The sequence below is a fragment of the Aquabacterium sp. T101 genome (assembly GCF_057219775.1).
In genome coordinates this window covers 121,229-145,596 of the sequence record NZ_JBXVVZ010000005.1, presented here as the reverse complement: position 1 = coordinate 145,596, position 24,368 = coordinate 121,229, and the positions used below count along the sequence as shown (strand labels likewise).

Here is a 24,368-nt window from a genome sequence, read left to right as displayed (position 1 = left end):
AGACTCATGACCATGAAGCCCATCACCACCCGCGTGACCGCCGGCGTCGGCGCCCTGCTCGCCAGCTTCGCCCTGGCGCTGCCTGCTGCGGCCTCGGAGCCCGCGCCCGGCGCCGAGGGCGAGGTGCGCCGCATCGACAAGGCGCAGGCCCGCGTGACGCTGCGCCACGGAGAGATCCGCTCGCTGGACATGCCGCCGATGACGATGGTGTTCCGCGTGCGCGACCCCAAGCTGCTCGACGGCCTGGCCGTCGGCGACAAGGTCCGCTTCGAGGCGGTGGCCGCCGAAGGCACCTACTTCGTCACCGCCATCACCAAGGCCGCGCCGGCCAAGCCTTGACGCGGGCGCCCGCGGCGCGGGAGGATGGCCGCATGAGCCCTCCGCACGTGCACGACCTGGGCCCCTTCGTCCATTCGCATGCGTTCGGCGACGCCACCGCGCCGCGCCGCGAGCGCGCGCTGTGGCAGGTGACCTGGATCACGCTGGCCACGATGGCGCTCGAACTGGCGGCGGGCTGGTGGAGCGGCTCGCTCGCGCTGGTGGCCGACGGCTGGCACATGGGCACCCATGCGCTGGCGCTGGGCGGCGCCGCGTTCGCGGCGCAGGTGGCGCGCCGGGCGCACCGCTCCACCCGGTTCGCCTTCGGTGGCTGGAAGGTGGAGGTGCTGGCGGCCTACACCAGCGGCCTGCTGCTGCTGGCGGTGGGCGTGTGGATCGCCGTCGACGCGATCGCGGCGCTGGGCCGGCCGCGCGACGTGGCCTGGGGCGAGGCGATGGTCGTGGCCACGCTCGGCCTGGCGGTGAACCTGGCCTGCGCCGCGATCCTGGCGCGCGCGGGCGGGCACGGCCATGTGCATCACGACCATGAGCCTGACCATGGCCACGATCATGGTCACGACGACCACGCTGCGGCCCTGGCGCACGATCACGCCCCGGCGCACCCCCATGGCCATCGCGACGCCAACTTCGCCGCGGCCTACGTGCACGTGCTGGCCGACGCGCTGACCTCGGTGCTGGCCATCGCCGCCCTGGCCGGCGGCCTGTGGTGGGGCCTGGGCTGGCTCGACCCGGCGGTGGCGCTGGTGGGCGCGCTGGTGATCGGCCGCTGGGCCGTCGGGGTGCTGCGCCACAGCGCGCGCGCCCTGGTGGACGCCAGTGTGCCGCCGCACCTGGCCGGCCGCGTGCGCACGCTGGTGGAAGCCGACGGCGACGCGCGCGTGGCGGACCTGCACCTGTGGCAGGTGGGGCCCGAGGCCTACGCCGCGGCGCTGTGCATCGTCGCCGACCGGCCGCTGCCCTGCGCCGACTATGCCGAGCGGCTGAAGGCGCTGCCGACGCTGCGCCACGCCACCATCGAGGTGCACCCCTGCCGGGGGGCTGCGGCGCCGGCACCGCCGGCCGCCGGCTGACCCGCACCGCGCCGCCCTGCCGCGCGCCGCGGCACGGGCGGCCTGGAACTCAGAAGTGGATGCCGCGCATCAGCTGCTGCATCGCGATGGCCTCGGGGCTGAGCTGCGGCTTGGCGCCGACCGCACCCTTGTCGCCCTTGGCGGCCGACGAGTCCGGGAACATGCGGAAGGTGGTGTTCATCGTGATCTGCGCGATGCGCGGCACCAGCGCATGCAGCAGCTCGCCGAAGATGCCCAGGCGGGTGGCGATGCGCACCGGCTTGTTGATGCAGGCCTGCGCGATCATGTCAGCGGCCTCCTCGGGCGCCAGCGTCGGCACGTTGTTGTAGATCTTGGTGGGCGCGATCATCGGCGTGCGCACCAGCGGCATGTTGATCGTGGTGAAGGTGATGCCCTGGTCGGCGAACTCGCTGGAGGCGCAGCGCGTCCACGCGTCCAGCGCCGCCTTGCTCGCCACGTAGGCCGAGAAGCGCGGCGCATTGGTCAGCACGCCGATCGAGCTGATGTTGACTACGTGGCCCTTGCGCTTGGCCACCATGCCCGGCAGCAGGCCCATGGTGACGCGCAGGCAGCCGAAGTAGTTCAGCTGCATCGTGCGCTCGAAGTCGTGGAAGCGGTCGTAGCTCGACTCGATGGCGCGGCGGATCGAGCGGCCGGCGTTGTTGATGAGGAAGTCCACGCCGCCGTGGTTGGCGATCAGCAGCTGCACGAAGCGGTCGCAGTCGGCCATGTCGGCGATGTCGGCCGGGTAGGCCACGAACTCGTAGCCGCGCGCCTTGGCCTCCTTGCAGGCCTCGTCGAGCTTGTCCTGGTCGCGGCCGCAGATGATGGTCACCGCGCCGGCCTCGGCGAACTTGTGCGCCGCGGCCAGGCCGATGCCCGAGCTGCCGCCGGTGACCAGCACCACCTTGCCGCCCACCGTGCCCTTGAGCGAGCGGTCGATGAAGAGGTCCGGGTCGAGGTGGCGCTCCCAGTAGTCCCACAGGCGCCAGGCGTAGTCGTGCAGGTTGGGGCACTCGATGCCGCTGCCCTTGAGCGCGGCGTCGAGGTCGCGCCGGTCGTAGCGCGTGGGCCAGTTGACGAAGGTGAAGATGTCGTCGGGCAGGCCCAGGTCCTTCATCACGGCATGGCGGATGCGCCGCACCGGGGCCAGCGCCATCATCCCCTTCTTGACGCTCTTGGGGATGAAGCCCAGCAGCGCCGCGTTGATGAACAGGTTCATCTTGGGCGCGTGCGCGGCCTTGCTGAAGATGTCCAGCACGTCGCCGATGCGGTAGCCTATCGGGTCCACCAGATGGAAGCACTTGCCCTTGACGTCGGTCTTGCCGTGGGCGAGGTGGTCGATCGCCTTGACGACGAAGTCCACCGGCACGATGTTGATGCGCCCGCCCTCCAGGCCCACCGAGGGCATCCACGGCGGCAGCAGCTGGCGCATGCGCTGGATCAGCTTGAAGAAGTAGTAGGGGCCGTCGATCTTGTCCATCTCGCCGGTGGTGCTGTCGCCCACGACGAAGGCCGGGCGGTACACCGTCCACGGCACCTTGGACTCCTTGCGCACGATCTTCTCGGACTCGTGCTTGGTCATGAAGTACGGGTGGTCGAGGTTCTCGGCCTCGTCGAACATGTCCTCGCGGAACACGCCCTCGTACAGGCCGGCGGCGGCGATGCTGCTGACGTGGTGCAGGTGGCCCGCGTCGACCGCCTTGGCGAACTCGACCACGTTGCGCGTGCCCTCGATGTTGGCGCGCACCTGGGTTTCCTCGTCGGCCTTCAGGTCGTACACGGCCGCCAGGTGGAACACCATGTCGATCTGGCCCTTCAGGGCCTTGATCGCGTCGGCCGAGACGCCGAGCTTCTTGCCGGTGAGGTCGCCGAACACCGGCACGGCACGGGCGCGGGTGGTGCCCCAGTACTCCAGCAGCTCGGGCACCTTGCCCTCGCTTTCCGGGCGCAGCAGGAAGTGCACCACGGCCCCCTTGCGGGCCAGCAGGGCCTTGACGAGGCGGCGGCCGATGAAACCGGTGGCACCGGTGACGAAGTACTGCATGGGGCTCTCCTTGTGTCCTGTCGTGCGGTCTGCGGCGATTCTTCCGCCAAAGCCGGCCGGTCACGCTGAGCGCTTACCCGAGGGTGGCCCGTCGCGGCCATAGAGGCCACTCACTAGAGAAAGCGCCCCGCGGCGCGGTGGCGGCTCCTATAGTGACCACAGGCGTATCGACCCCCCCTTTTTCCGACTCCGTTCACGACTCCCGTTCACGACTTCCATTCGCGAGGACACCAAGATGGTCAAGAAGCTCCAGAAGATGGCCGACAAGAAGGCCAGCAACCCCACCGGCCTGCTCGACAACCAGGTCGCGGCGATGGTGAAGGACTCGGCCCAGCAGATCTGGCTGGCCGGCATGGGCGCCTTCTCCAAGGCCCAGGCCGAGGGCGGCAAGGTCTTCGAGGCCCTGATGAAGGAAGGCATGGCACTGCAGAAGAAGACGCAGGGCCTGGCCGAGGAACGTATCAGCGCCGTCACCACCAAGATGACTTCGGTGGCCGGTGGCGTCACCGACAAGGCCGGCGCCCAGTGGGACAAGCTCGAGTCGATCTTCGAGGCCCGCGTGGCCAAGGCGCTGAACCGCCTGGGCGTGCCGTCGCGCCAGGACATCGAGGCGCTGATCAAGCGCATCGACGAACTGCAGGCCCGCAGCGGCGGCGCCACCCGCGCCGCGCCGGCCCGCAAGGCCCCGGCCCGGGCCGCGAAGTCCGCGGCCGCCAAGCCCGCGGCCAAGCGGGCCGCGCGCAAGACGGCGTGACACCGCGCACCGCGCGCCGCCCCGGCCCGCGCCGGGCGGCGGCCCCGCGCATCGGCCTGGCGCTGGCCGGCGGCGGGCCGCTGGGCGCGATCTACGAGATCGGCGCGCTGTGCGCGCTCGACGAGGCGCTCGACGGCCTGGAGCTGACCCAGCTCAGCGGCTATGTCGGCGTCTCGGCAGGCAGCTTCATCGCCGCGGGCCTGGCCAACGGCATCTCGCCGCGCGAGCAGTGCGCGGCCTTCATCGACAGCGACGGCAGCGAAGGCGCCGACCTGTTCGACCCGTCGGTGCTGATGCGTCCGGCGTGGGGCGAGTTCGCCCGCCGCGCCGCGTCGGTGCCCGGGTTGGTGGCCCATGCCCTGTTCGAGCTGGCCCTGCGCCGGCGCTCGCGCATGGCCGCCTTCGAGCGCCTGGGCCGTGCCCTGCCGGCGGGGCTGTTCAGCGGTCACGCCATGGAGCGCCAACTCGCCCGGCTGTTCGACCGCCCCGGCCGCACCAACGACTTCCGCCGGCTCCAGCGCAAGCTGGTGCTGGTGGCCACCGACCTGGACAGCGGCGAGGCCCTGCCCTTCGGCCAGCCGGGCCACGACACGGTGCCGATCTCGCTGGCGGTGCAGGCCAGCGCGGCGCTGCCGGGCGTCTACGCGCCGGTGCAGGTGCAGGGCCGCACCTGCGTCGACGGCGCGCTGAAGAAGACGCTGCACGCCAGCGTGCTGCTCGACGAGGGCCTGGACCTGCTCATCTGCCTGAACCCGCTGGTGCCCTTCGACGCCACGCACGCGCCGCGCCACAAGGTGCTGGGCAGCGGCGAGGCGCGCATCCCGCACATGGTGGACGGCGGCCTGCCCACGGTGATGTCGCAGACCTTCCGCTCGCTGATCCACTCGCGGCTGGAGCTCGGCCTGCGCGGCTACGCCGAGACCCACCCGGACACCGACATCGTGCTGTTCGAGCCCGACCACCGCGACGCCGAGCTGTTCCTGGCCAACACGTTCAGCGTGTCGCAGCGCCGCGCGCTGGCCGAGCACGCCTACCAGCGCACGCGCGAGATGCTGCGCTCGCGCCGCTCGGCACTCGGCGCACAGCTCGCGCGCCACGGCGTCACGATCGACCACGCCGTGCTGGACGACGACAAGCGCCGCCTCGTGGGCCGGCGCGTGCCGCGCACCACGCGCCTGGCCGGTGCGCTCAAGCGCCTGGACGAGACCCTGCTCGACCTGGAGCACGCCGCGGCCTGAGCCGCACGGCGCGCCTCAGCCGAGGTAGCGCGACTCGAGGTGGGCCCTGAAGTGGGCCGGGTTCAGCACCTCGCCGCTGGCGCGCAGCGCCAGCTCGTCGGTGCTCCAGCGCGACGCCTGCAGCCAGATGTGCTCGCGCAGCCAGTCGAACATCGGTGCGAAGTCGCCGCGGCCGATGCGCGCGTCCAGGTCCGGCACGCTGCGCCGCATCGCGGCCGCCCACTGCGCCGCGTACATCGCGCCCAGCGAGTAGCACGGGAAGTAGCCGAACAGGCCCTCCGGCCAGTGCACGTCCTGCAGCGGGCCGTCCTTGTAGTTGCCGCGCGTGTCCAGGTGCATCAGCTCGGCCATCTTCGCGTCCCACAGCGCGGGCACGTCCTCGGGCTGCACCTCGCCCTCGACCAGGGCGCGCTCGATCTCGTAGCGCAGGATCACGTGCGCCGGGTAGGTGACCTCGTCGGCGTCGACGCGGATCAGGCCGCGCTTGACGCGCGTCATCAGCTTCCACAGGTTGCCGGGCTCGAAGGCCGGCTGGTCGCCGAAGGTGGCCACCAGCATCGGCGCGATCACGCGCGCGAAGCCGGGGTGGCTGCCCAGCTGCATCTCGAAGCTCAGCGACTGGCTCTCGTGGATGGCCATCGAGCGCGCCTCGCTCACCGGCTGGCCGAGCCAGTCGCGCGGCCGGTTCTGCTCGTAGCGGCCATGGCCCGTCTCGTGCACGGTGCCCATCAGCGCGGGCAGGAACTCGTCTTCGCGGTAGCGCGTGGTCATGCGCACGTCCTCCGGCACGCCGCCGGAGAACGGATGCGTGCTGGTGTCGAGCCGGCCGGCGTCGAAGTCGAAGCCCAGCAGCGACACCACCCGGCGGCACAGCGCCTGCTGGCGCTCCACGGGGAACGGGCCCACCGGCTCGATCACGGTGTCGCGCGACTGGCGCTCGACGACGCGGTCGATCAGGCCCGGCAGCCACTGCCGTACGGCGCCGAACACGCGGTCGACCTGGGCGCCGGTCATGCCGGGCTCGAAGCGGTCCATCAGCGCGTCGTAGCGCGACAGCCCGGTCTTGTCGGACAGCAGCACGGCCTCCTCGCGCGCCATCGCCACCACCGGCTTCCAGTTCTCCAGGAAGCCGGCCCAGTCGTTGGCCGGGCGCTGGCTGCGCCAGGCGTGCTCGCAGCGCGCGGTGACTTCCTGGCGCCGCCGCACCATTGCCTCGGGCAGCGCGGTGGCGAGGAACCAGTCGCGCCGGATCTCGCGCAGGTTGGCCCGCTGCATGTCGTCGAGCGGCTCGTCCTGGGCGCGGGCGATGCGCTCGCCCAGCGAGGCGTCGGTGCGCATGCGGTGCAGCAGCGCCGCCAGCTCGCCCATCGCGGCCGAGCGCGCCTCGTTGCCCTTGGGCGGCATGTTCGCCGCGCGATCCCAGCCGACGATCGAGCCGAGATGCTGGAAGTGGTGCATGCGCGTGAAGTGCGCGGCAAGCTCGTCGTAGACGGGTGTGGGGGCGGTGGTGGTGCTCATGGCCGCATTGTGGCAAGGCACGCGGCCGGTGCCGGCGTCCGGATCAACCCGGATCGAACTGGCCCGGGAACACCCACAGCAGCAGCGCCGTCATCGTGACGTAGCGCGCGAACTTGCCCACCGCCATGTAGGCCACGCAGGGCCAGAACGGCAGCCGCAGCCAGCCCGCCACCGCGCACAGCGGGTCGCCCACCACGGGCAGCCACGACACGAGGCAGGCCTTGGGGCCGAACTTCTGCAGCCACGCGATCGCGCGCAGCTCCGCCGGCGGCCGCTGCTTGACCTTCTCGTAGGCGCGCTCGGCGCCGTAGCCCATCCACCAGCTGATGGCGCCGCCCACCGTGTTGCCGGCCGTGGCCACCAGCACCGCGGGCCAGAACAGGTCGGGGTTGAGCTTGACGAGGCCGAACACGGCGGGCTCGCTGCCCATCGGCAGCAGCGTGGCCGACAGCAGCGCTACCACGAACACCGTCGACAACCCGAACTTCGGCAGCGCCAGGGCCTCGAGAAGTGCATGCAGCCAGGCTTCCATCGACCCGGATTATCGGGGGAGGCGCATCGCTATACTTGCGCCTCTTTTTTCAGCACCCTCCCCCCGCCCACCCCCATGCGCATCGGTTCGTTCGAACTGCCGAACAACCTGTTCGTCGCGCCGATGGCGGGCGTGACGGACCGGCCGTTCCGCATGCTGTGCCGCCGCCTCGGCGCCGGCCATGCGGTCAGCGAGATGGTGACCAGCCGGCGCGACCTGTGGCAGTCACTCAAGACCTCGCGCCGCGCCGACCACGCCGGCGAGCCCGGCCCGATCGCGGTGCAGATCGCCGGCGTGGACCCGGCCGAGATGGCGGACGCGGCGCGCTACAACATCGATCGCGGCGCGCAGATCATCGACATCAACATGGGCTGCCCGGCCAAGAAGGTGTGCAACGTGTTCGCCGGCTCGGCGCTGATGAGCAACGAGCCCCTCGCGCTGGCGATCGTCGAGGCGGTGGTCGCCGCCTGCGCGCCGCGCGGCGTGCCGGTGACGCTGAAGATGCGCACCGGGCGCAGCGACGCCGAGCGCAACGCCGTGGCGCTGGCGCGCCGCGCCCAGGACGCCGGCGTCGCGCTCATCACCGTGCACGGCCGCACCCGGCTGCAGGGCTTCAAGGGCCTGGCCGAGCACGACACCACCGCCGCGGTGAAGGCCGCGCTGTCGATCCCGGTGGTGGCCAACGGCGACATCGACTCGCCCGAGGCGGCGCGCGCGGTGCTCGCCCACACGCGGGCCGACGCGCTGATGATCGGCCGCGCCGCGCAGGGGCGTCCGTGGATCTTCCGCGAGGTGGCGCATCATCTGGCCACGGGTGGCCATCTCGCGCCGCCCACCGTGGCCGAGGCGGCGCGATGGCTGGCCGAGCATCTGCAGGACCACTACGCGCTGTACGGCGAGTTCATCGGCGTGCGCAGCGCACGCAAGCACATCGGCTGGGCGCTGCGCGAGCTTCCGGGCGGCGAGGCGTTCCGGGCCGAGATGAACCGCATCGAGGACTGCGCGGCGCAGCTGCGCGCCCTCGGCGACTGGTTCGCCCGCCTGGGCGAGGCCCATGAACGGCTGCCGCGCGTCGAGCGTGCCGCGGCGGCCAACGACGATCGGATCGAGTTGACGGCATGACCAAGAAACAGATCGACGCCTGCGTGCGCGACAGCCTCGAGCAGTACTTCAAGGACCTGCGCGGCGCCGAGCCGCATTCGCTGCACGACATGATCCTCACCGCCGCGGAGAAGCCGCTGCTCGAGGTGGTGATGAAGCACGCCGAGGGCAACCAGAGCAAGGCCGCCGAGTGGCTCGGCGTCAACCGCAACACGCTGCGACGCAAGCTCGTCGACCACAAGTTGATCAAATAGGGAAACACGGTCGCTCAGCGACCGTGTCCGCAGATCTTGAGCACCCATCCCACCGCATTGCTGTCCGTGTCCGACAAGACCGGCATCGTCGACTTCGCCCGCGCGCTGCACGCGCAGGGCGTGAAGCTGCTGTCCACCGGCGGCACCGCCAAGCTGCTGGCCGCCAGCGGCCTGCCCGTCACCGAGGTGGCCGAGGTGACCGGGTTCCCGGAGATGCTCGACGGCCGCGTCAAGACGCTGCACCCGCGCATCCACGGCGGCCTGCTGGCGCGGCGCGACGTGCCCGAGCACATGGCGGCGCTGGCCGCACACGGCATCGGCACGATCGACCTGCTGGTGATCAACCTGTACCCGTTCGCGCAGGCCACCGCCCGCGCCGACTGCACGCTGGACGACGCGATCGAGAACATCGACATCGGCGGCCCGGCCATGCTGCGCGCCGCGGCCAAGAACTGGCAGGACGTGGCGGTGGTGATCGACCCGCAGGACTACGCGCAGGTGCTGGCCGAGCTGGGCGCGGGCGGCGTGCAGCGCGCCACGCGCTTCGCGCTGGCGCGCAAGGTGTTCGCCCACACCGCCGCCTACGACGGCATGATCTCCAGCTACCTGAGCGCGCTGGCGCCCGGTGCCGAGGACACCGGCGCGGCCGTGCCCGCGCGCGCCGAGTACCCCGCAGTGCTGAACCTGCAGCTGGTGAAGACGCAGGACATGCGCTACGGCGAGAACCCGCACCAGAGCGCCGCGTTCTACCGCGACGCCGCGGCGCCGCGCGGCCTGCTGGCCGGCTGGACGCAGCTGCAGGGCAAGGAGCTGTCCTACAACAACATCGCCGACGCCGACGCGGCCTGGGAGTGCGTCAAGAGCTTCACCGACACGCCCGCCTGCGTCATCGTCAAGCACGCCAACCCCTGCGGCGTGGCCGTCGGCGCCAGCGTCGGCGAGGCCTATGCCAAGGCGTTCCAGACCGACCCGACCTCGGCCTTCGGCGGCATCATCGCCTTCAACGCGCCGCTGGACGGCGCGGCCGCCGAGCAGGTGGCGCGCCAGTTCGTCGAGGTGCTGATCGCGCCCGACATCACGCCCGAGGCGCGGGCGGTGTTCGCCGGCAAGCCCAACGTGCGCCTGCTCGAGGTGCCGCTGTCCAGCGCCACCAATGCGCTGGACTTCAAGCGCGTGGGCGGCGGGCTGCTGGTGCAGTCGGCTGACGCGCGCAACGTGCAGGCCGCCGAGCTGCGCGTGGTGACGAAGAAGGCGCCGACGCCGCAGCAGCTGGACGACCTGCTGTTCGCCTGGAAGGTGGCCAAGTACGTCAAGAGCAATGCCATCGTGTTCTGCGCCGGCGGCATGACGCTGGGCGTGGGTGCGGGCCAGATGAGCCGCATCGACAGTGCCCGCATCGCGTCGATCAAGGCCGCCAACGCCGGCCTGTCGATGCAGGGCTCGGCCGTGGCCAGCGACGCGTTCTTCCCGTTCCGCGACGGGCTGGACGTGGTGGTGGACGCCGGCGCGGCCTGCGTCGTGCAGCCCGGCGGCTCGATGCGCGACGCCGAGGTGATCGCCGCCGCCGACGAGCGCGGCATCGCGATGGTGTTCACCGGGGTGCGGCACTTCCGCCACTGAGCCCCGGCCTGCGCGGCCGGCAGGCCACAGGGTCACAAGGCCGTCATCGGCCGCCGTCACCATGGCGGCATGTCCCCGCAGGCCGATCTCCAGGACGTTCAGGACGGCGAAGCGACGCTGCGCGTGCGTGCGGTGTGGATCTCCGACCTGCACCTCGGCACGCCCGGCTGCCAGGCGCGGGCGCTGCTGAACTTCCTGCGCAGCGTGGACTGCCAGACCCTGTACCTCGTGGGCGACATCATCGACGGCTGGCAGCTGCGGCGGTCGTGGTACTGGCCCCAGGCCCACAACGACGTGGTGCAGAAGCTGCTGCGCAAGGCGCGCAAGGGCACGCGGGTGATCTTCGTGCCCGGCAACCACGACGAGTTCGCGCGCCGCTACGTGTCGCACAACTTCGGCGGCGTCGACGTGGTGGAGGACTGCATCCACGTCACCGCCGACGGCCGGCGCCTGTGGGTGACCCACGGCGACCTGTTCGACGGCGTGATCCAGTGCGCCAAGTGGCTGGCCTATGCCGGCGACGCGGCCTACGAGTTCACGCTCAAGGTCAACCGCTGGTTCAACCACGCGCGTGCCAAGCTGGGGCTGCCGTACTGGAGCCTGTCGCGCTACCTGAAGCACCGCGTCAAGCGCGCCGTGAGCTACATCGACCAGTTCGAGGTGGCCGTGGCGCGGGAGGCGCGCAGGCGCGGGGCGCATGGCGTGGTGTGCGGGCACATCCACCATGCCGAGATGCGCGAGATCGACGGCGTGCTGTACTGCAACGACGGCGACTGGGTGGAGAGTCTCACCGCCCTGGTGGAGCACCACGACGGCCGGCTCGAGATCGTCGACCGCAGCGCCGACGCCTGGGTGCCGCAGACGGTGGCAGCGCCGGCCCGCCAGCCCGTCATCGCGCCGCCCGCCGTGCCGGAACCGGTGCTGCGCGAGACGCAGCCCCTGCTCGGCCCCTAGGCCCGGGCCAGCGCCGTGGCGCGCAGCGCCAGCGGCTGCATCGGCCGGCCTGCGCGCGAAGCCAGCAGCATTTCCTCGATGATCTGTGGCACCTCGAACACGGCCCGGTTGTCGACGGCGGCGGTGGCCGCACGGTAGCGGTCGAGGTCGCGCCACAAGGTGTCCACCGCCTGCGGCAGCTCGCGCAGCGACCGCACCACGAGGCCGACGCCCCGCTCCCGCACCCAGTCGGTGTTGTAGCGTTCCTGCGGCATGGTCCAGGCGTTGCGGAAGGTGATCACCGGCAGGCCCAGGTGCACCGCCTCGCTCAGGCAGCCCGGGCCGGGCTTCCCGACGAGGAAGTCGCCCAGCCGCATCGCCGCCGCCACGTCTTCGGTGAACCCGAGGACGGCCTGCGGCGCCGCGCGTCGCGTCGCGCGCAGGCGGCGGGCCAGCGCCTCGTTGCGGCCGCACATCAGCACGAGCTGCACGTCGCCCAGTTGCCGGGCGATGGTCAGCATCTGGCGCGAGCCCTGGCCGCCGAACATCACCACGCCGGTGGGGCGGTCCGGGTCCAGACCGTGCTCGCGCCGGGCCTCGGCGCGCGACAGCGCCGGCGCCGGACCGTAGAACGAAGGACGGATCATCATGCCGCTGGTCAGCGCGATGCGCTCGGGCGGATAGCCCGCGCGGCGGGCCTGCTGCACGGCACGCTCGGTGCCGCAGACGACCGTCTGCTGCTGGCCCGGCTCGATCCAGAAGTGCGGCGGCAGGTCGGCCATGTCCGTCAGCACGGTGGCGAACGGCACGCCGGGCAGCGTGCCCGCCACCGATTCGTGCAGCACGCGGTTGAAGTTCGGCACCAGCGACACCACGACGTCGGGCTCGGTGCGTGCCCAGTGATGCTGCAGCAGGCGCAGCATCGGCGCGTGGGCCATGCGGATCAGCGCCTGCAGCAGCTTCAGTTCATGGGCCAGCCCGATCGTCCAGCCCCGTTGCAGGCGCCGGTTGTAGAACGCCTCCGGGTCGAAGCCGAGCTTGCGGCGCCACTGACCGCCGGCGTCCAGCACCTCGGTCAGGTTCACCAGGCGCACGGTCCAGGGGCGGCGCTGGCGGGCGATGGCCGCCTGCAGCGCGAGAGCCGCCGAGCGGTGCCCCCCGCCCGCATCGAAGTAGACCAGGTCGACGGTGACGCCTTGCATGTGACCATCCTTGCCGGAGGTCATGACACGACCGTGATCGGCCGATGACCGCGGCGTGACCCGCCCCGGTCAGGGCAGCTGCATCAGCGCCTGCCCGGCGCGCAACCGGGCGCCCGGGGCGATGCCCTCGGCCAGCGCGAAGCCCGGCGGCGCGAAGACGATGATGGTGGAGCCGTGCTCGAACCAGCCCATCTCCTGGCCCTTGGCGAGGCGGGCCTCGCACGGCATCTCGTTCGGGCCGCGCCAGCGCAGGTGCAGCAGCACGTCGAGGAAGTGCAGTCGGATGCTGGCCACCAGCACCGCCGCCACCGGCACCAGGGCGATGCGATGGCCGCCGTGCGCCAGGCGCGCATCGATCACCGCCCGCTCGTTGCGGCAGAACAGCCGCTCCACCCGCGCCAGCGCGATCGGGTTGACGTTCCAGGTGTCGCCGCTGAGGTAGGTGACATGGTCCACCGTCAGGTCGTGCGGCGCGTGGAAGCGGTGGTACATCGCCGACGTCAGGCGCAGCGTGACGTAGCAGCCGCCCTCGAAGGACGCCGGGTCGCGGGACGGCCCGAACAGTTCGGCCAGCGTGTAGGGCATGCCCTTGGCCTGCAGCACCTGGCCCTGCGCCACGCGCCCGCAGGCGCCGACGATGGCGTCGCTGGGGCTGGCCAGGATGCCCGCGCGGCCGTCCACCGGCCGGGCGCCGGGCACCAGCTCGCGTGTGAAGCACTCGTGCAGCGAGCCGAAGCGGTGCCGCTTCGCGTCGCTCAGGTCGAGGTCGGTGAAGAGCCGCCACACCGCGATCGACAGCCGCGCCAGCAGCGGGCTGCGGATGCGGCTGAAGCGCCCCATCAGCCGCGTCAGCGCGATTCGCGGTATGCGGTTGGTGACCAGGAAGTTGATGTCCTCCTGCTGGAACACGCGTCCCAGCACCGATACCGGCCGCTTTTTCACGACGCTGTCAACGGACGCGGCTACACCGTCTTGTCTCATCACGGTCACACTCCATGGAAGAAGCCTGGAACCTGCCGGCCTTGTCGGCCCTGACGCTGGGCGTGCTCGCCCTGCTGCCCGCGGCCAAGCGCCGCATCGACCTGTCGCGCGCCAAGCACCGTTCGCTGGCCGGCCACTCGCGCATGGCCAAGCGCGTCGCTTCGCTGATCCCCGGCTATGCCTACGAGGAGGACGAGTTCTTCACGAGCGACGGCGCCCCGGCCGGCGTGGCGCAGCAGCGCGAGGCCGGGTTGCGCCGCCTGTCGCGCATGTTCGAGCAGCGCTATGCGCGCAGCGCCGCGATGACCGAGCGGGCCCGCGGCACGATCTCCGACCTGCAGTTCACCGGCAGCTACCGCGTGCCCTTCCAGTACGCGCCGGTCGTGAAGAAGCACCTGCGCATGGGCAGCTTCGTGCAGCGCACCGACGGCGTGATGGTCGAGGACCTGGACGGCAACCTGTTCTTCGACCTCACCGGCTCCTACGGCGTCAACCTGCTGGGCAACGACACCTACAAGGCCTGCATCGAGGAAGCCGTGCGCGAGGCGGGCGCGCTGGGCCCGGTGCTGGGCGCCTACCACCCGGCCGTGCTGCGCAACGCCGAGCGCCTGGCCGCGCTGTCGGGCCTGGACGAAGTGTCGTTCCACATGTCCGGCACCGAGGCGGTGATGCAGGCCGTGCGCCTGGCGCGATACCACACGCGGCGGCGCCACCTGGTGCGCTTCTGCGGCGCCTACCACGGCTGGTGGGAGGACGTGCAGCCCGGCCCGGGCAACCCGCTGCCGCCGCGCGAGACCTACACCCTGCGCGACATGGACCCGCGCTCGCTGCACGTGCTGCGCACCCGGCGCGACATCGCCTGCGTGCTGGTCAACCCGCTGCAGGCCCTGCACCCGAACGCCGGCGCCCCCGGCGACTCGTCGCTGGTGGACAGCTCGCGCCGCGCGCACTTCGACCGCGAGGCCTACGCCCGATGGCTGCAGGCGCTGCGGCAGGTGTGCACCGAACGCGGCATCGTGCTGATCTTCGACGAGGTGTTCGTCGGCTTTCGCCTCGCCCCCGGCGGCGCTCAGGAGTACTTCGGCGTGCGCGCCGACATGGTCACCTACGGCAAGACGCTCGGCGGCGGCCTGCCGGTGGGCGTGGTGTGCGGCCGGCGCGACCTGATGAAGCGCTTCCGGGAGGAGCGGCCGGCCGACATCTGCTTCGCCCGCGGCACCTTCAACTCGCACCCCTACGTGATGACCGCGATGTCGGCCTTCCTCGACCGCCTCGACTCGCCCGAGGTGCGCCGCCTGTACGAGGGACTCGACGAACGCTGGAACGAACGCGCGGCGCGCCTGAACGGCCGCCTCGACGCCGCCGGGGTGCCGGTGCGCGTGGCCCACCTGTCGACGATCTGGACCGTGCTCTACACCGAGCCCGGGCGCTACAACTGGATGCTGCAGTTCTATCTGAGGCTGCACGGGCTGGCCCTGAGCTGGGTGGGCAGCGGCCGCATCGTGTTCAGCCTGAACTACGACGAGGCCGCGTTCGACGCGGTGGCAGACCGCTTCGTCGCGGCCTGCGTGGAGATGAAGAACGACGGCTGGTGGTGGCACGACGCGGCCCTCACCGACCGCGGCATCCGGCGCAGCATCCTGCGCGAGATGCTCGGCCGGGTGCTCTAGCCGCGCCGGCTCAGCGATGCCGCACGTGCGGCATCGGGTCCAGCAGTTCGCCGCGCAGCAGGTGCAGCGGGGCCTTGTGGTACAGCGAGATGTCGTGGAACGGGTCGGTCAGGATCTTGGTCAGCCAGGCCAGGCCCACCACCAGCCCCTGCGTCGTCCAGAGCTGGCCGACGCGGAACATCAGGCCGGCCACGCCGAGCGCCAGCCACGCCATGCCCAGGTCGTGCAGGAAGTCGCCGAAGGTGGCGGCCGGCTCGATCAGGCCGAACACCGACGGCTCGAACCACAGCACCAGCGGGATCGCGATCCACACCGCGTGCAGCACCTTCTTGCGGTGCAGGTTGTAGCCCACCTTGACCTCTTCCTTGTACTCGTCGGTGACGCCGTTGACGTGGTCGAAGCCGCGCGGCTCGAAGAAGAAGTGGCCCGACTGCCGCGTCGTCATCGAGATGCCCCAGGCCACCAGGGCGGCCGTGGCGGGGTCGACGAAGAGCAGCGCGTAGGCCACGAGGAAGCTGATCGCGCTGACGAGATGCAGGCTCTGGTTGATGCGGCTCTGGTGGTAGTAGCGATGGTCGTCCCAGCGCTGGGTGTTGACGATCTCGAGGAAGGTGCTCATGGCGCTCCTGTGCTGTCGGCAGGCCGCGTCCCTGCGACACGGCGTGACGGCATGGTGACGACCGCGCATGAAATCCGCGTGACGATCCGCCTGCGGCGGCCTGCTGCGCGACTGTCATCGAACTGCCGCGGGTCGAAGCGAGCATGGCGTCATGATCGACACCCTGGCCAGCCCGATCGTCGTCGACAGCCTGCCGCCGCAGCGCCGCTCGCGGCGCATCGCGATCGTCACGGAGACCTATCCGCCCGAGGTGAACGGCGTGGCGATGTCGGTGGCCCGCATCGTCGACGGCCTGCACCGTCGCCAGCACGAACTGCAGCTCGTGCGCCCGCGCCAGGCGGCACCGACGCCGCAGCCGCTCCCTGCCGACCCGGGCCGCTTCGAGGAGGTGCTCACGGCCGGCTGGCCCATCCCGGCCTACCCGCAGCTGCGCATGGGTGCACCCTCGAAGCGGGCGCTGGTGCGCCTGTGGTCGGTGCAGCGGCCGGACGTGGTCCATATCGCCACCGAGGGGCCACTGGGCTGGTCGGCACTGCAGGCCGCGCTGCACCTCAAGCTGCCGGTGACCTCGGACTTCCGCACCAACTTCCACACCTACGGCCGGCACTACCGCATCGGCTGGCTGGCGCGGCCGATCTCGGCCTATCTGCGCAAGTTCCACAACCGCGCACACGCGACCATGGTGCCCACCGATGCGCTGCGCGCCCAGCTCGATGCCGCCGGTTTCCAGCGCCTGCATGTCGTGGGGCGCGGCGTGGACACCCGCCTGTTCGACCCGATGCGGCGCAGCGACGCCTTGCGCCGCACGTGGGGCGCCGCGGCCGGCGACCTGGTGCTGGCCTACGTGGGGCGCCTCGCGCCCGAGAAGAACCTCGACGCGGTGCTCGAGGCGCATGCCGCCGTGCGGGCCGCCATGGGCGATGCCGTCAGGCTGGTGTTCGTCGGCGACGGGCCGCTGCGGGCCGACCTGCAGGCGCGCTGTCCCGGCGCGGTGTTCGCCGGCCTGCGCTCGGGCGAGGACCTGGCCGCACACTACGCGTCGGCGGACCTGTTCCTCTTTCCGAGCCAGACCGAGACCTTCGGCAACGTCACCACCGAGGCCATGGCCAGCGGGCTGCCGGTCGTGGCGTTCGATGCCGCCGCCGCCGGCCAGCTGATCCGCAGCGGGCACAACGGCATGCTCGCGGCGGACCTGCGCACGGCGTCGTTCGTGACCGCGGCCGTGACGCTGGCGCGGGACGCTCAGGACCGGGCCCGACAGGGCCGCGAGGCGCGGGCGTCGGCCGAGAGCTTCGGCTGGGACAGCGTGGTCGCGCGCTTCGAGTCGGTGCTGTGCGAGGCGATCGACAGCCACGGGCCCGCAATCGCCCGACCGATGGCCATGCCGCTAAGGCACCGCGCGCTCTGACGGCGTGCGCCGGGCCGGTCGGCGCCGCGCAGCCCGCATCAGGGCGGCCAGCGCCGCCGCCACGCCCAGGCCCAGGCCCCACAGCGTGGCGACGATCGACACGCCCGCGGCCTGCAGCAGCGCATAGGTGCCGAGCATCGCCAGCACGCTCAGGTTCTCGTTGAAACCCTGGACGGCGATGGACCGCCCGGCCGTCAGCAGCACGAAGCCGCGATGCTGCAGCAGCGCGTTCAGCGGCACGACCATGAAGCCGCCCACCGCACCCACCAGCATCAGCAGCGGTACCGCCAGCACCACCCGATCGACACTGGCCACCACGGGCATCAGCAGGCCCAGCACGACGCCGGCGGCGAGCAGGCGGACGGCGTGGCGCAGCGCCACCCAGCGCCCCGCCGCCCCGGCACCGGCCACCACGCCCACGGCCACGGCGGCCTGCAGGTAGGCCGCCTGGTCCAGCGGCAGGGCCAGGACGTCCACCGCCCAGCGCAGCACCGCGAACTGCAGCGTCGCGCCGACGCCCCAGAAGATCGTCGTGGCCGCCAGCGAGACGCCGCCTTCGGCATCGCGCCACAGCACGGCATTGGCACGGCCGAATCGGCGCAGCAGCCGCCACGGATGCCAGGCCTCCCGGCGATAGCGCGCACCGCTGTCGGGCACGCCGAGGTTGAGCAGGCTGGCCAGCGCGTACACGCCCAGCAGCAGGCCGACCGACGCAGCGAGCGCGCCCACTCGGCCGCCGTCGACCCCCGCCAGGGCCCCCGCGGCCCAGGCGGCGAGACCGGAGTCCAGCACCCAGGGGCTGACCAGCAGGCCGCCGAGCACGGCGCCCAGCAGCGCGGCGCACACCACCGTGACCTCGATCCAGCCGTTGGCCGCCACCAGCTGCGAAGGCGACACCAGCTCCGTCACCAGCCCGTACTTGGCCGGCGCATAGGCCGCCGCACCGAAGCCGACCACGGTCAGCGCGGCCACGGGATGCGCCCCCGTGAGCAGCCACAGCACGCCCGCCACCTTGACCAGGTTCATCGCGGCCATGACCCGGCCCTTGGGCCAGGTGTCGGCCAGCGGCCCGACGAAGGGCGCGAGCACGACGTATGACACCGTGAAGCCCACCTTCAGCAGCGGCGCCCACCAGACCGGCAGCCCCTGCTGCGACAGCAGCGCGATCGACACGATGAGCAGCGCGTTGTCGGCCAGGGCCGACGCGAACTGCGCCGCGATCAGGATCGCGAAGCCGGCCGGCATCGCGCGGTGGGGCACGGTCGCATCGGCGCAGCATCGCGCCCCGGCGTTAAGCGCGCATGACACCGCACGCAGATGCCATTCCCGTGCAGACGCTCACGGTTACAGGTGAGCCGCGCAGCGTCGCCCTGCCTAGAATTTTTCAGGGGCACGCACGCCCTGCCGACAACTGCCCAAGCATGTCCACACAGCCCATGGAGTTCAGCCCTTCCGGACGCATCGAGTTCGAGTACGTCGAGCTCGCACCGCCCAAGCCCAAGGCCGAGGCGCAGGCGTCCAAGCCGGTGGACGAGACCATGGACAACGATCCGCTGTCGATCAACTTCGGGCGCAAGAAGGACCACAAGCCGACCGCGGCCGAGCGCATGCTGGCCGGGCCGACGATCGACTGGCTGGTCGCCTTCCCGGCCGACGCGCGCCCCAAGACCCTGTGCGAGCGCTACCCCCACGTGGCCAACCGCCTGGCCCAGGGCTGGTCGCAGTCGGCGCGCTCGCTGGCCGCCGTGCGCGAGCTGGCCGAGGACCCGCGCTGGGGCGGCATCGGCTTCCCGGGCGCCGTGCAGCTCGAGCTGCAGCGCCTGGTCGCGCTGCTCAGCGGCACCGCCGTCGCGCGCTGACCGTCAGCGCCGGCCGGCCCGCCCGGCCGAAGGCGTAGTCGCCCCGATGGGGCCCGGGGTGCGCAGCGGCTAGGATGCCGCCCGATGTCCCGCGCCGACCTGATGGGCCTGCTGCTGAGTTTCATCGCCCGCTTGATCACGGGCGCGCAGGGCCATTGGAAGGGCTGCCCGCCCACCGCGCGCCAGCGCATCTACTTCGCCAACCACCAGAGCCACCTCGACTGGGTGCTGATCTGGGCCGCGCTGCCGAAGGACCTGCGCGCCACCACGCGCCCGATCGCCGCCAGGGACTACTGGACCGCCACGCCGTTCAAGCACTGGATCACGCGCGAGGTGTTCAACGCGGTCTACGTGGCGCGCCAGCGCACCGACGACCAGGACCCGCTGGAGCCGCTGGTCGAGGCGCTGCGCCAGGGCGACTCGCTGGTGATCTTTCCCGAGGGCACGCGCAGCAACAAGGGCGAGCCGCAGCCGTTCAAGAGCGGGCTGTTCCACCTGGCCGAGCAGTTCCCCGACGTGGAGCTGGTGCCGGCCTGGATCGACAACGTGCAGCGCGTGATGCCCAAGGGCGAGGTGGTGCCGGTGCCGATCCTGTGCACGGTGACCTTCGGCGCGCCGATCCGGCTCGGCCCCGGCGAGGACAAGCGCGCCTTCCTCGAGCGCGCGCGCGACGCGGTGATCGCGCAGCGGCCGCGCGGAGCCTGACATGGGAGCCCTGCGCCGCCTTTCGCCCGACGAGCAGGTCAGCCTGCTGTTCCTGATCCTGTTCGGGGCGCTGGCGCTGGTGTCGGTGGTCACGGCGCTGTGGTCGCTGCGCGACCGCGAGGGCAAGGCCGACGACACCTGGCAGGCCTACCTGCGCGACCTGCGCGCGGTGTGGATCGGCACCACGCTGTTCTGGCTGGCGTGGGTCTCGGGTCCGGTGGGGTCCACCGTGTTCTTCGGCCTGTTCTCGTTCCTGGCGCTGCGCGAGTTCATCACGCTGATGTACACGCGGCGCAGCGACCACCGCACGCTGATCCTGGCGTTCTTCGTGGTGCTGCCGCTGCAGTACGCGATCGTGGCCACGCGCCACTTCGACCTCTTCACCGTGTTCATCCCGGTCTACGTGTTCTTCGCCGTGCCGGTGGTCAGCGCGCTGGCGGGCGACCCCGAGCGCTTCCTCGAGCGCAACGCCAAGATCCAGTGGGGCATCGTGGTGTGCGTGTACGGCCTGTCGCACGCGCCGGCGCTGCTGCTGCTGGAGTTCCCCAAGTACGCCGGGCGCGGCGCGTTCCTGCTCTTCTTCCTGGTGGTGGTGGCCGCCGTGGCGCAGGTGGTGCAGGAACTGGCCAGCCGCTGGCTGCGGCGCCGGCCGCTGGCGCGCCAGATCAGCCGCAGCTTCTCGTGGCGCGCCTGGTTCATCGGCGCCTTCGTGGCGGCCTGGGTCGGCGCGGCGCTGTACTGGATCACGCCGTTCAAGGCAGGGCAGGCGCTGGTGATGGCCTTCATTGCCGCGGGCGCCGGCACCATGGGCGAGTTCGTGATGAAGGCGCTCAAGCGCGACGCCGGCGTGCACCACTGGGGCAACCGCAGCAGCGTCACCGGCGCCGTCGGCCTGCTCGACCGGGTGGCGCCGCTGTGCTTCGCCGCGCCGGTGTTCTTCCACTCCGTTCGCTGGTACTTCAAGTTGTGAACACGCCCCCCCCCGTTGCGGCTTCGCCGCTCCCCCCCAGGGGGGCGACGCCCGTGGGCCGGCCGAGCCGGACCCACGGCGTCCGCTGGGCGGACATGCCGCATCGCTACTGTTCGGGACGATCGCCATGCGGATCCTGGGCATAGACCCCGGGCTGCAGACCACCGGCTTCGGCGTGATCGACGCCGACGGGCCGCGGCTGGCCTACGTGGCCAGCGGCACGGTCCGCACCGCGGCGGTGGCGCGCGGCGACCTGCCGGGACGGCTCAAGGTCATCTTCGAGGGCGTGTGCGAGGTGGCCAGGCGCTACGAGGCGCAGTGCGCGGCGGTGGAGATCGTGTTCGTCAACGTCAACCCGCAGAGCACGCTGCTGCTCGGGCAGGCGCGCGGTGCGGCGCTGGCCGCGCTGGTGTCGTGCGGGCTGCCGGTGGCCGAGTACACGGCGCTGCAGATGAAGAAGGCGGTGGCCGGCCACGGCCAGGCGCGCAAGGACGCGGTGCAGGCGATGGTGACGCGGCTGCTGTCCCTGCGCGCGGCGCCGGGCACCGACGCGGCCGACGCACTGGGCATCGCCATCACCCACGCCCATGCCGGCGTGTCGCTGGCGGCGCTGGGCAAGGCCACGCCGCTGGCGCGGCGCCAGCATGCGCAGTTCGGCAAGGGGCGGGCGTACTAGCGCCCGTGCAGGCGCCGCGGGGGCGTCGGCGCTAGAACCAGATCTGCCAGAGCGCCACGACGACGTGGCCCCAGATGCCGACGTTGAAGCCCAGCAGGCCGAACACCTTGGCCGAGTTCCAGAACAGCTTGGCTCGACGGGCGCAGGCTTCCTCGCCGGTGACGGCGTAGAGCACGATGTAGAGCAGACAGGGCAGGAAGCTCGCCACCGTCAGCCCGGCCATCACCCAGTAGAAGATCTTCATCGAGTCTCGTTCAAAGCCACAGGGCGAGCCGCTCGAGCACGATCACCGCGGCGGCGCCCAGGCCTGCGATGACGGTCCACTTGATGATCACGATGCCCCTCCTTCGCCAGGCCGGGTCGCCGGTTGCCATGTAGACGGCAAAGCTGACCAGCCCCGCCACCAGCAGCAGGCCGAAGACGAGGCGCAGGGCGAGCATGATGCCCTACCAGGCCGGCGCCAGCTCGGCGAAACCGGCCGGTGCGTCGGCCGCACCGTCGAATGTGACCGTTTCCCAGGCCTCGCGGTCGGCCAGCAGGGCGCGCAGCAGCCGGTTGTTGAGCGCATGGCCGCTCTTGTAGGCGGTGTAGTGGGCCAGCATCGGCCGCCCCGCCACGTGCAGGTCGCCGATGGCGTCGAGGATCTTGTGCTTGACGAACTCGTCGTCGTAGCGCAGCCCGTCGGCATTGAGCACCTTGGTGTCGCCCAGCACGATCACGTTGTCCATGCTGCCGCCCAGGCCCAGGCCGCGCGCGCGCATCTGCTCCACGTCGCGCGAGAAGCCGAAGGTGCGGGCGCGTGCGATGTCGCGCTTGTAGCGGCCCGACCCCATGTCGAAGCTCACGCGCTGCCCGGTGGCATTGACCGCCGGGTGGTCGAACTCGATCTCGAAGGTGAGCACGTAGCCGTGGTGCGGCGCAAGGCGCGCCCACTTCAGCGAGGCGCCCTCGCCCTCGCGCACCTCCACCGCCTTCTTCACTCGGATGAAGCGCTTGGGCGCGGCCTGCAGCTCGATGCCCGCGCTCTGCAGCAGGTACACGAAGCTCGCGGCCGAGCCGTCGAGCACCGGCACCTCCTCGCCCGAGATGTCGATGGCCAGGTTGTCCAGCCCGAGGCCGGCGCAGGCCGACAGCAGGTGCTCGATGGTCTGCACCTTGGGCGCCCCGGGGTCTCCGCCGGGGCTGATGGTCGTGGCCATGCGCGTGTCGCACACCGTCTCGGCCGTGACCGGAATCGTCACCGGCACCGGCAGGTCCACCCGCCGGAAGCTGATGCCCGAGTCCGCCGGCGCCGGCCGGAAGGTGAGTTCCACCTTCTGCCCGCCATGCACCCCCAGGCCCACCGCCCGGGTGATCGACTTCAAGGTCCTCTGCTGCAACATGCCGCGATTGTCCCGAAGTTTCAACGGTGCTGCAGGCGCGATGGCCTGCGAACCCCTAGACGCGCCGAACTACCAAGGCGCTCGCCAAGCACCCCACCGCTCGCCCACCACCAGCGCGCCCCAGCAGGCGCCGAGGGTCCGGCTCCGCCGGCCCTCCGGCGCCGCCCCCCTGGGGGGGGAGCGGCGAAGCCGCAACGGGGGGGGACCTCAATCCGCCTGCTTGCGCAGGAACGCCGGGATCTCGATCTCGTCCATGCCGTTGCTGACCAGCGCGTCGACCTTGGCGGCGGCCTGGGTGCGGGCGTTGCGCCACACGCTGGGCGTGCTGAGCTGGCTGTAGTCCTGCGGCGCGCCCATCGCCGGGGCCGCCGACGCGCCGGCCTGCGTGCCGGACACCGCGTTGAGGATCGGCAGGTTGTCGGTGCCGGTGCGCAGCGCCGTGGTGCTGTGCACCACCGAGATCGGCGTGGACTGCTGGCGCTTGGCCGGCGACAGGCCGGTGGCGATCACGGTCACGCGCAGCTGGTCGCCCAGCGTCTCGTCGTAGGCGGTGCCGTAGATCACGTGCGCATCGTCGGCCGCGTAGCGGCGGATCGTGTTCATCGCGTTGCGGCTCTCGCTCAGCTTGAAGTTGCCCTTGGCCGCGGCGATCAGCACCAGCACGCCACGCGCGCCGGACAGGTCGATGCCCTCCAGCAGCGGGCAGGCGACGGCCATCTCGGCGGCCTTGGTGGCGCGGTCCGGGCCGCTGGCCTGGGCCGTGCCCATCATGGCCTTGCCGGGCTCGCTCATCACGGTCTTGACGTCCTCGAAGTCCACGTTCACGAGGCCCGGCACGTGGATCACGTCGCTGATGCCGCCCACCGCATTGCGCAGCACGTCGTTGGCATGGGCGAAGGCGTCTTCCTGCGTCACGTCGTCGCCCAGCACCTCGAGCAGCTTCTCGTTGAGCACCACGATCAGCGAGTCGACGTTGGCTTCCAGCTCGGCCACGCCGACCTCGGCGGCCTTCATGCGGCGCGTGCCCTCGAAGTCGAACGGCTTGGTCACCACGCCGACGGTCAGGATGCCCATCTCCTTGGCCACGCGCGCGATCACCGGCGCGGCGCCGGTGCCGGTGCCGCCGCCCATGCCGGCGGTGAGGAACAGCATGTGCGCGCCCTCGATGGCCTCGCGGATGCGCTGCTCGGCCTCCTGGGCGGCGTTCTTGCCCGCCTCGGGCTTGGCGCCGGCGCCCAGGCCGGTGCTGCCCAGCTGCAGCACGGTGTGCGCGCTGCTGCGGTTGAGCGCCTGCGCGTCGGTGTTGGCGCAGATGAACTCCACCCCCTGCACGTTCTTCGCGATCATGTGCTCGACCGCATTGCCGCCGCCGCCCCCCACGCCCATCACCTTGATGCGGGTGCCTTGGTCGAATTCCTCGATCATCTCGATCGCCATGGTGTCTCTCCTTGCTGAATGAAGCAGTTGCCGTCCAAAGTAGGTAAATCGAG

25 protein-coding genes are annotated in these 24,368 nt (G+C 71.6%); 14 read left to right on the top strand and 11 right to left on the bottom strand.

The genetic code is table 11. From position 1 onward, the window contains the following. Positions 1-12 precede the first annotated feature (12 nt). Entirely contained in the window at positions 13-339 is a 327-nt protein-coding gene (locus AC2EAQ_RS14150; RefSeq protein ID WP_484644977.1) for a copper-binding protein, read from the top strand. Positions 340-371: 32 nt separating this feature from the next. Continuing rightward, positions 372-1,409, top strand: a complete 1,038-nt coding sequence (gene dmeF / locus AC2EAQ_RS14145; RefSeq protein WP_484644976.1) for a CDF family Co(II)/Ni(II) efflux transporter DmeF — start codon at positions 372-374, stop codon at positions 1,407-1,409. Positions 1,410-1,458: 49 nt separating this feature from the next. Here dmeF and AC2EAQ_RS14140 read toward each other — a convergent pair whose 3' ends face one another. Further along, on the bottom strand, positions 1,459-3,456 hold the full coding sequence (locus AC2EAQ_RS14140) for an SDR family oxidoreductase (RefSeq protein WP_484644975.1): 1,998 nt from the start codon (positions 3,454-3,456) through the stop codon (positions 1,459-1,461). Between the two features lie 235 nt (positions 3,457-3,691). Between AC2EAQ_RS14140 and AC2EAQ_RS14135 the strand changes: the two genes are divergently transcribed. Beyond that, positions 3,692-4,210 carry a phasin family protein gene (locus tag AC2EAQ_RS14135; RefSeq protein ID WP_484644974.1) on the top strand — a complete coding sequence of 173 codons (519 nt, stop codon included), beginning with the start codon at positions 3,692-3,694 and terminating at the stop codon, positions 4,208-4,210. Next, positions 4,207-5,448, top strand: a complete 1,242-nt coding sequence (locus tag AC2EAQ_RS14130; RefSeq protein ID WP_484644973.1) for a patatin-like phospholipase family protein — start codon at positions 4,207-4,209, stop codon at positions 5,446-5,448. The genes AC2EAQ_RS14135 and AC2EAQ_RS14130 overlap by 4 nt, the downstream gene beginning before the upstream one ends. 15 nt (positions 5,449-5,463) lie before the next feature. Here AC2EAQ_RS14130 and AC2EAQ_RS14125 read toward each other — a convergent pair whose 3' ends face one another. Then, positions 5,464-6,966 carry a carboxypeptidase M32 gene (locus AC2EAQ_RS14125; RefSeq protein WP_484644972.1) on the bottom strand — a complete coding sequence of 501 codons (1,503 nt, stop codon included), beginning with the start codon at positions 6,964-6,966 and terminating at the stop codon, positions 5,464-5,466. Between the two features lie 43 nt (positions 6,967-7,009). Next, positions 7,010-7,498 (bottom strand): YqaA family protein, encoded by a 489-nt coding sequence (locus AC2EAQ_RS14120; protein WP_484644971.1) that lies wholly within the window; start codon positions 7,496-7,498, stop codon positions 7,010-7,012. A 75-nt stretch (positions 7,499-7,573) separates the two neighbouring features. Here AC2EAQ_RS14120 and dusB point away from each other — a divergent pair, with 75 nt between their 5' ends. The 4 genes from dusB (at position 7,574) to AC2EAQ_RS14100 (ending at position 11,427) form a co-directional block, all read left to right on the top strand. Next, positions 7,574-8,620, top strand: coding sequence for a tRNA dihydrouridine synthase DusB (dusB, locus tag AC2EAQ_RS14115; RefSeq protein WP_484644970.1), 1,047 nt, complete (start codon positions 7,574-7,576; stop codon positions 8,618-8,620). Next, positions 8,617-8,853: a helix-turn-helix domain-containing protein gene (locus AC2EAQ_RS14110; protein WP_484644969.1), complete on the top strand. Its 237-nt coding sequence runs from the start codon at positions 8,617-8,619 to the stop codon at positions 8,851-8,853. The genes dusB and AC2EAQ_RS14110 overlap by 4 nt, the downstream gene beginning before the upstream one ends. Positions 8,854-8,889: 36 nt before the next feature. Further along, a complete protein-coding gene (purH, locus tag AC2EAQ_RS14105) occupies positions 8,890-10,473 on the top strand; it encodes a bifunctional phosphoribosylaminoimidazolecarboxamide formyltransferase/IMP cyclohydrolase (RefSeq protein WP_484644968.1) in 1,584 nt (527 codons plus the stop codon). 69 nt (positions 10,474-10,542) lie between these two features. After that, the gene (locus AC2EAQ_RS14100; RefSeq protein ID WP_484644967.1) at positions 10,543-11,427 is read left to right on the top strand and encodes a UDP-2,3-diacylglucosamine diphosphatase; all 885 of its coding nucleotides are present in this window, start codon (positions 10,543-10,545) and stop codon (positions 11,425-11,427) included. On the opposite strand, the gene AC2EAQ_RS14095 is transcribed toward AC2EAQ_RS14100, so the two are convergent. After that, positions 11,424-12,608 carry a glycosyltransferase family protein gene (locus AC2EAQ_RS14095; RefSeq protein ID WP_484644966.1) on the bottom strand — a complete coding sequence of 395 codons (1,185 nt, stop codon included), beginning with the start codon at positions 12,606-12,608 and terminating at the stop codon, positions 11,424-11,426. The genes AC2EAQ_RS14100 and AC2EAQ_RS14095 overlap by 4 nt on opposite strands. A 69-nt stretch (positions 12,609-12,677) precedes the next feature. After that, on the bottom strand, positions 12,678-13,550 hold the full coding sequence (gene asd, locus AC2EAQ_RS14090) for an archaetidylserine decarboxylase (RefSeq protein WP_484644965.1): 873 nt from the start codon (positions 13,548-13,550) through the stop codon (positions 12,678-12,680). A gap of 53 nt (positions 13,551-13,603) precedes the next feature. On the opposite strand from asd, the gene AC2EAQ_RS14085 reads away from it, so the two are divergent. Continuing rightward, the gene (locus AC2EAQ_RS14085; protein WP_484644964.1) at positions 13,604-15,259 is read left to right on the top strand and encodes an aminotransferase class III-fold pyridoxal phosphate-dependent enzyme; all 1,656 of its coding nucleotides are present in this window, start codon (positions 13,604-13,606) and stop codon (positions 15,257-15,259) included. A 10-nt stretch (positions 15,260-15,269) separates the two neighbouring features. Here AC2EAQ_RS14085 and AC2EAQ_RS14080 read toward each other — a convergent pair whose 3' ends face one another. Then, positions 15,270-15,878: a hypothetical protein gene (locus AC2EAQ_RS14080; protein ID WP_484644963.1), complete on the bottom strand. Its 609-nt coding sequence runs from the start codon at positions 15,876-15,878 to the stop codon at positions 15,270-15,272. Between the two features lie 151 nt (positions 15,879-16,029). Here AC2EAQ_RS14080 and AC2EAQ_RS14075 point away from each other — a divergent pair, with 151 nt between their 5' ends. After that, complete coding sequence (locus tag AC2EAQ_RS14075) at positions 16,030-17,286, top strand: glycosyltransferase family 4 protein (RefSeq protein WP_484644962.1); 1,257 nt, start codon at positions 16,030-16,032, stop codon at positions 17,284-17,286. Here the strand turns inward: AC2EAQ_RS14075 and lplT are convergent. Then, a complete protein-coding gene (lplT, locus tag AC2EAQ_RS14070) occupies positions 17,266-18,546 on the bottom strand; it encodes a lysophospholipid transporter LplT (RefSeq protein WP_484644961.1) in 1,281 nt (426 codons plus the stop codon). The genes AC2EAQ_RS14075 and lplT overlap by 21 nt on opposite strands. Positions 18,547-18,707: 161 nt before the next feature. Between lplT and AC2EAQ_RS14065 the strand changes: the two genes are divergently transcribed. From AC2EAQ_RS14065 to ruvC, 4 genes are all read left to right on the top strand, one after another. Further along, entirely contained in the window at positions 18,708-19,145 is a 438-nt protein-coding gene (locus tag AC2EAQ_RS14065; protein ID WP_484644960.1) for a hypothetical protein, read from the top strand. An 84-nt stretch (positions 19,146-19,229) separates the two neighbouring features. Then, on the top strand, positions 19,230-19,850 hold the full coding sequence (locus AC2EAQ_RS14060; protein ID WP_484644959.1) for a lysophospholipid acyltransferase family protein: 621 nt from the start codon (positions 19,230-19,232) through the stop codon (positions 19,848-19,850). A 1-nt stretch (position 19,851) separates the two neighbouring features. Continuing rightward, the gene (locus AC2EAQ_RS14055) at positions 19,852-20,820 is read left to right on the top strand and encodes a phosphatidate cytidylyltransferase (protein ID WP_484644958.1); all 969 of its coding nucleotides are present in this window, start codon (positions 19,852-19,854) and stop codon (positions 20,818-20,820) included. Positions 20,821-20,947: 127 nt separating this feature from the next. Continuing rightward, the gene (gene ruvC, locus AC2EAQ_RS14050; RefSeq protein ID WP_484644957.1) at positions 20,948-21,496 is read left to right on the top strand and encodes a crossover junction endodeoxyribonuclease RuvC; all 549 of its coding nucleotides are present in this window, start codon (positions 20,948-20,950) and stop codon (positions 21,494-21,496) included. A gap of 31 nt (positions 21,497-21,527) precedes the next feature. Here ruvC and AC2EAQ_RS14045 read toward each other — a convergent pair whose 3' ends face one another. The 4 genes from AC2EAQ_RS14045 to ftsZ form a co-directional block, all read right to left on the bottom strand. Next, entirely contained in the window at positions 21,528-21,740 is a 213-nt protein-coding gene (locus AC2EAQ_RS14045; RefSeq protein ID WP_484644956.1) for a hypothetical protein, read from the bottom strand. 10 nt (positions 21,741-21,750) lie between these two features. Beyond that, entirely contained in the window at positions 21,751-21,936 is a 186-nt protein-coding gene (locus tag AC2EAQ_RS14040; protein WP_484644955.1) for a hypothetical protein, read from the bottom strand. Positions 21,937-21,942: 6 nt separating this feature from the next. Beyond that, the gene (gene lpxC / locus AC2EAQ_RS14035; protein ID WP_484644954.1) at positions 21,943-22,878 is read right to left on the bottom strand and encodes a UDP-3-O-acyl-N-acetylglucosamine deacetylase; all 936 of its coding nucleotides are present in this window, start codon (positions 22,876-22,878) and stop codon (positions 21,943-21,945) included. A gap of 207 nt (positions 22,879-23,085) precedes the next feature. Next, complete coding sequence (gene ftsZ / locus AC2EAQ_RS14030) at positions 23,086-24,315, bottom strand: cell division protein FtsZ (RefSeq protein WP_484644953.1); 1,230 nt, start codon at positions 24,313-24,315, stop codon at positions 23,086-23,088. Between the last annotated feature and the right edge of the window lie 53 nt (positions 24,316-24,368).

What these genes read in the sequence shown, in the direction of transcription:
- AC2EAQ_RS14060 (WP_484644959.1), top strand. Translation starts at nt 19,230, where the DNA reads ATGTCCCGCGCCGACCTGATGGGCCTGCTGCTGAGTTTCATCGCCCGC.
- ftsZ (WP_484644953.1), bottom strand. Translation starts at nt 24,315, where the DNA reads ATGGCGATCGAGATGATCGAGGAATTCGACCAAGGCACCCGCATCAAG.
- AC2EAQ_RS14065 (WP_484644960.1), top strand. Translation starts at nt 18,708, where the DNA reads ATGTCCACACAGCCCATGGAGTTCAGCCCTTCCGGACGCATCGAGTTC.
- AC2EAQ_RS14040 (WP_484644955.1), bottom strand. Translation starts at nt 21,936, where the DNA reads ATGCTCGCCCTGCGCCTCGTCTTCGGCCTGCTGCTGGTGGCGGGGCTG.
- AC2EAQ_RS14080 (WP_484644963.1), bottom strand. Translation starts at nt 15,878, where the DNA reads ATGAGCACCTTCCTCGAGATCGTCAACACCCAGCGCTGGGACGACCAT.
- AC2EAQ_RS14110 (WP_484644969.1), top strand. Translation starts at nt 8,617, where the DNA reads ATGACCAAGAAACAGATCGACGCCTGCGTGCGCGACAGCCTCGAGCAG.
- AC2EAQ_RS14095 (WP_484644966.1), bottom strand. Translation starts at nt 12,608, where the DNA reads ATGCAAGGCGTCACCGTCGACCTGGTCTACTTCGATGCGGGCGGGGGG.
- AC2EAQ_RS14085 (WP_484644964.1), top strand. Translation starts at nt 13,604, where the DNA reads ATGGAAGAAGCCTGGAACCTGCCGGCCTTGTCGGCCCTGACGCTGGGC.
- AC2EAQ_RS14100 (WP_484644967.1), top strand. Translation starts at nt 10,543, where the DNA reads ATGTCCCCGCAGGCCGATCTCCAGGACGTTCAGGACGGCGAAGCGACG.
- AC2EAQ_RS14125 (WP_484644972.1), bottom strand. Translation starts at nt 6,966, where the DNA reads ATGAGCACCACCACCGCCCCCACACCCGTCTACGACGAGCTTGCCGCG.
- AC2EAQ_RS14150 (WP_484644977.1), top strand. Translation starts at nt 13, where the DNA reads ATGAAGCCCATCACCACCCGCGTGACCGCCGGCGTCGGCGCCCTGCTC.
- lpxC (WP_484644954.1), bottom strand. Translation starts at nt 22,878, where the DNA reads ATGTTGCAGCAGAGGACCTTGAAGTCGATCACCCGGGCGGTGGGCCTG.
- AC2EAQ_RS14075 (WP_484644962.1), top strand. Translation starts at nt 16,030, where the DNA reads ATGATCGACACCCTGGCCAGCCCGATCGTCGTCGACAGCCTGCCGCCG.
- AC2EAQ_RS14140 (WP_484644975.1), bottom strand. Translation starts at nt 3,456, where the DNA reads ATGCAGTACTTCGTCACCGGTGCCACCGGTTTCATCGGCCGCCGCCTC.
- ruvC (WP_484644957.1), top strand. Translation starts at nt 20,948, where the DNA reads ATGCGGATCCTGGGCATAGACCCCGGGCTGCAGACCACCGGCTTCGGC.
- AC2EAQ_RS14045 (WP_484644956.1), bottom strand. Translation starts at nt 21,740, where the DNA reads ATGAAGATCTTCTACTGGGTGATGGCCGGGCTGACGGTGGCGAGCTTC.
- AC2EAQ_RS14135 (WP_484644974.1), top strand. Translation starts at nt 3,692, where the DNA reads ATGGTCAAGAAGCTCCAGAAGATGGCCGACAAGAAGGCCAGCAACCCC.
- AC2EAQ_RS14055 (WP_484644958.1), top strand. Translation starts at nt 19,852, where the DNA reads ATGGGAGCCCTGCGCCGCCTTTCGCCCGACGAGCAGGTCAGCCTGCTG.
- AC2EAQ_RS14120 (WP_484644971.1), bottom strand. Translation starts at nt 7,498, where the DNA reads ATGGAAGCCTGGCTGCATGCACTTCTCGAGGCCCTGGCGCTGCCGAAG.
- dmeF (WP_484644976.1), top strand. Translation starts at nt 372, where the DNA reads ATGAGCCCTCCGCACGTGCACGACCTGGGCCCCTTCGTCCATTCGCAT.
- dusB (WP_484644970.1), top strand. Translation starts at nt 7,574, where the DNA reads ATGCGCATCGGTTCGTTCGAACTGCCGAACAACCTGTTCGTCGCGCCG.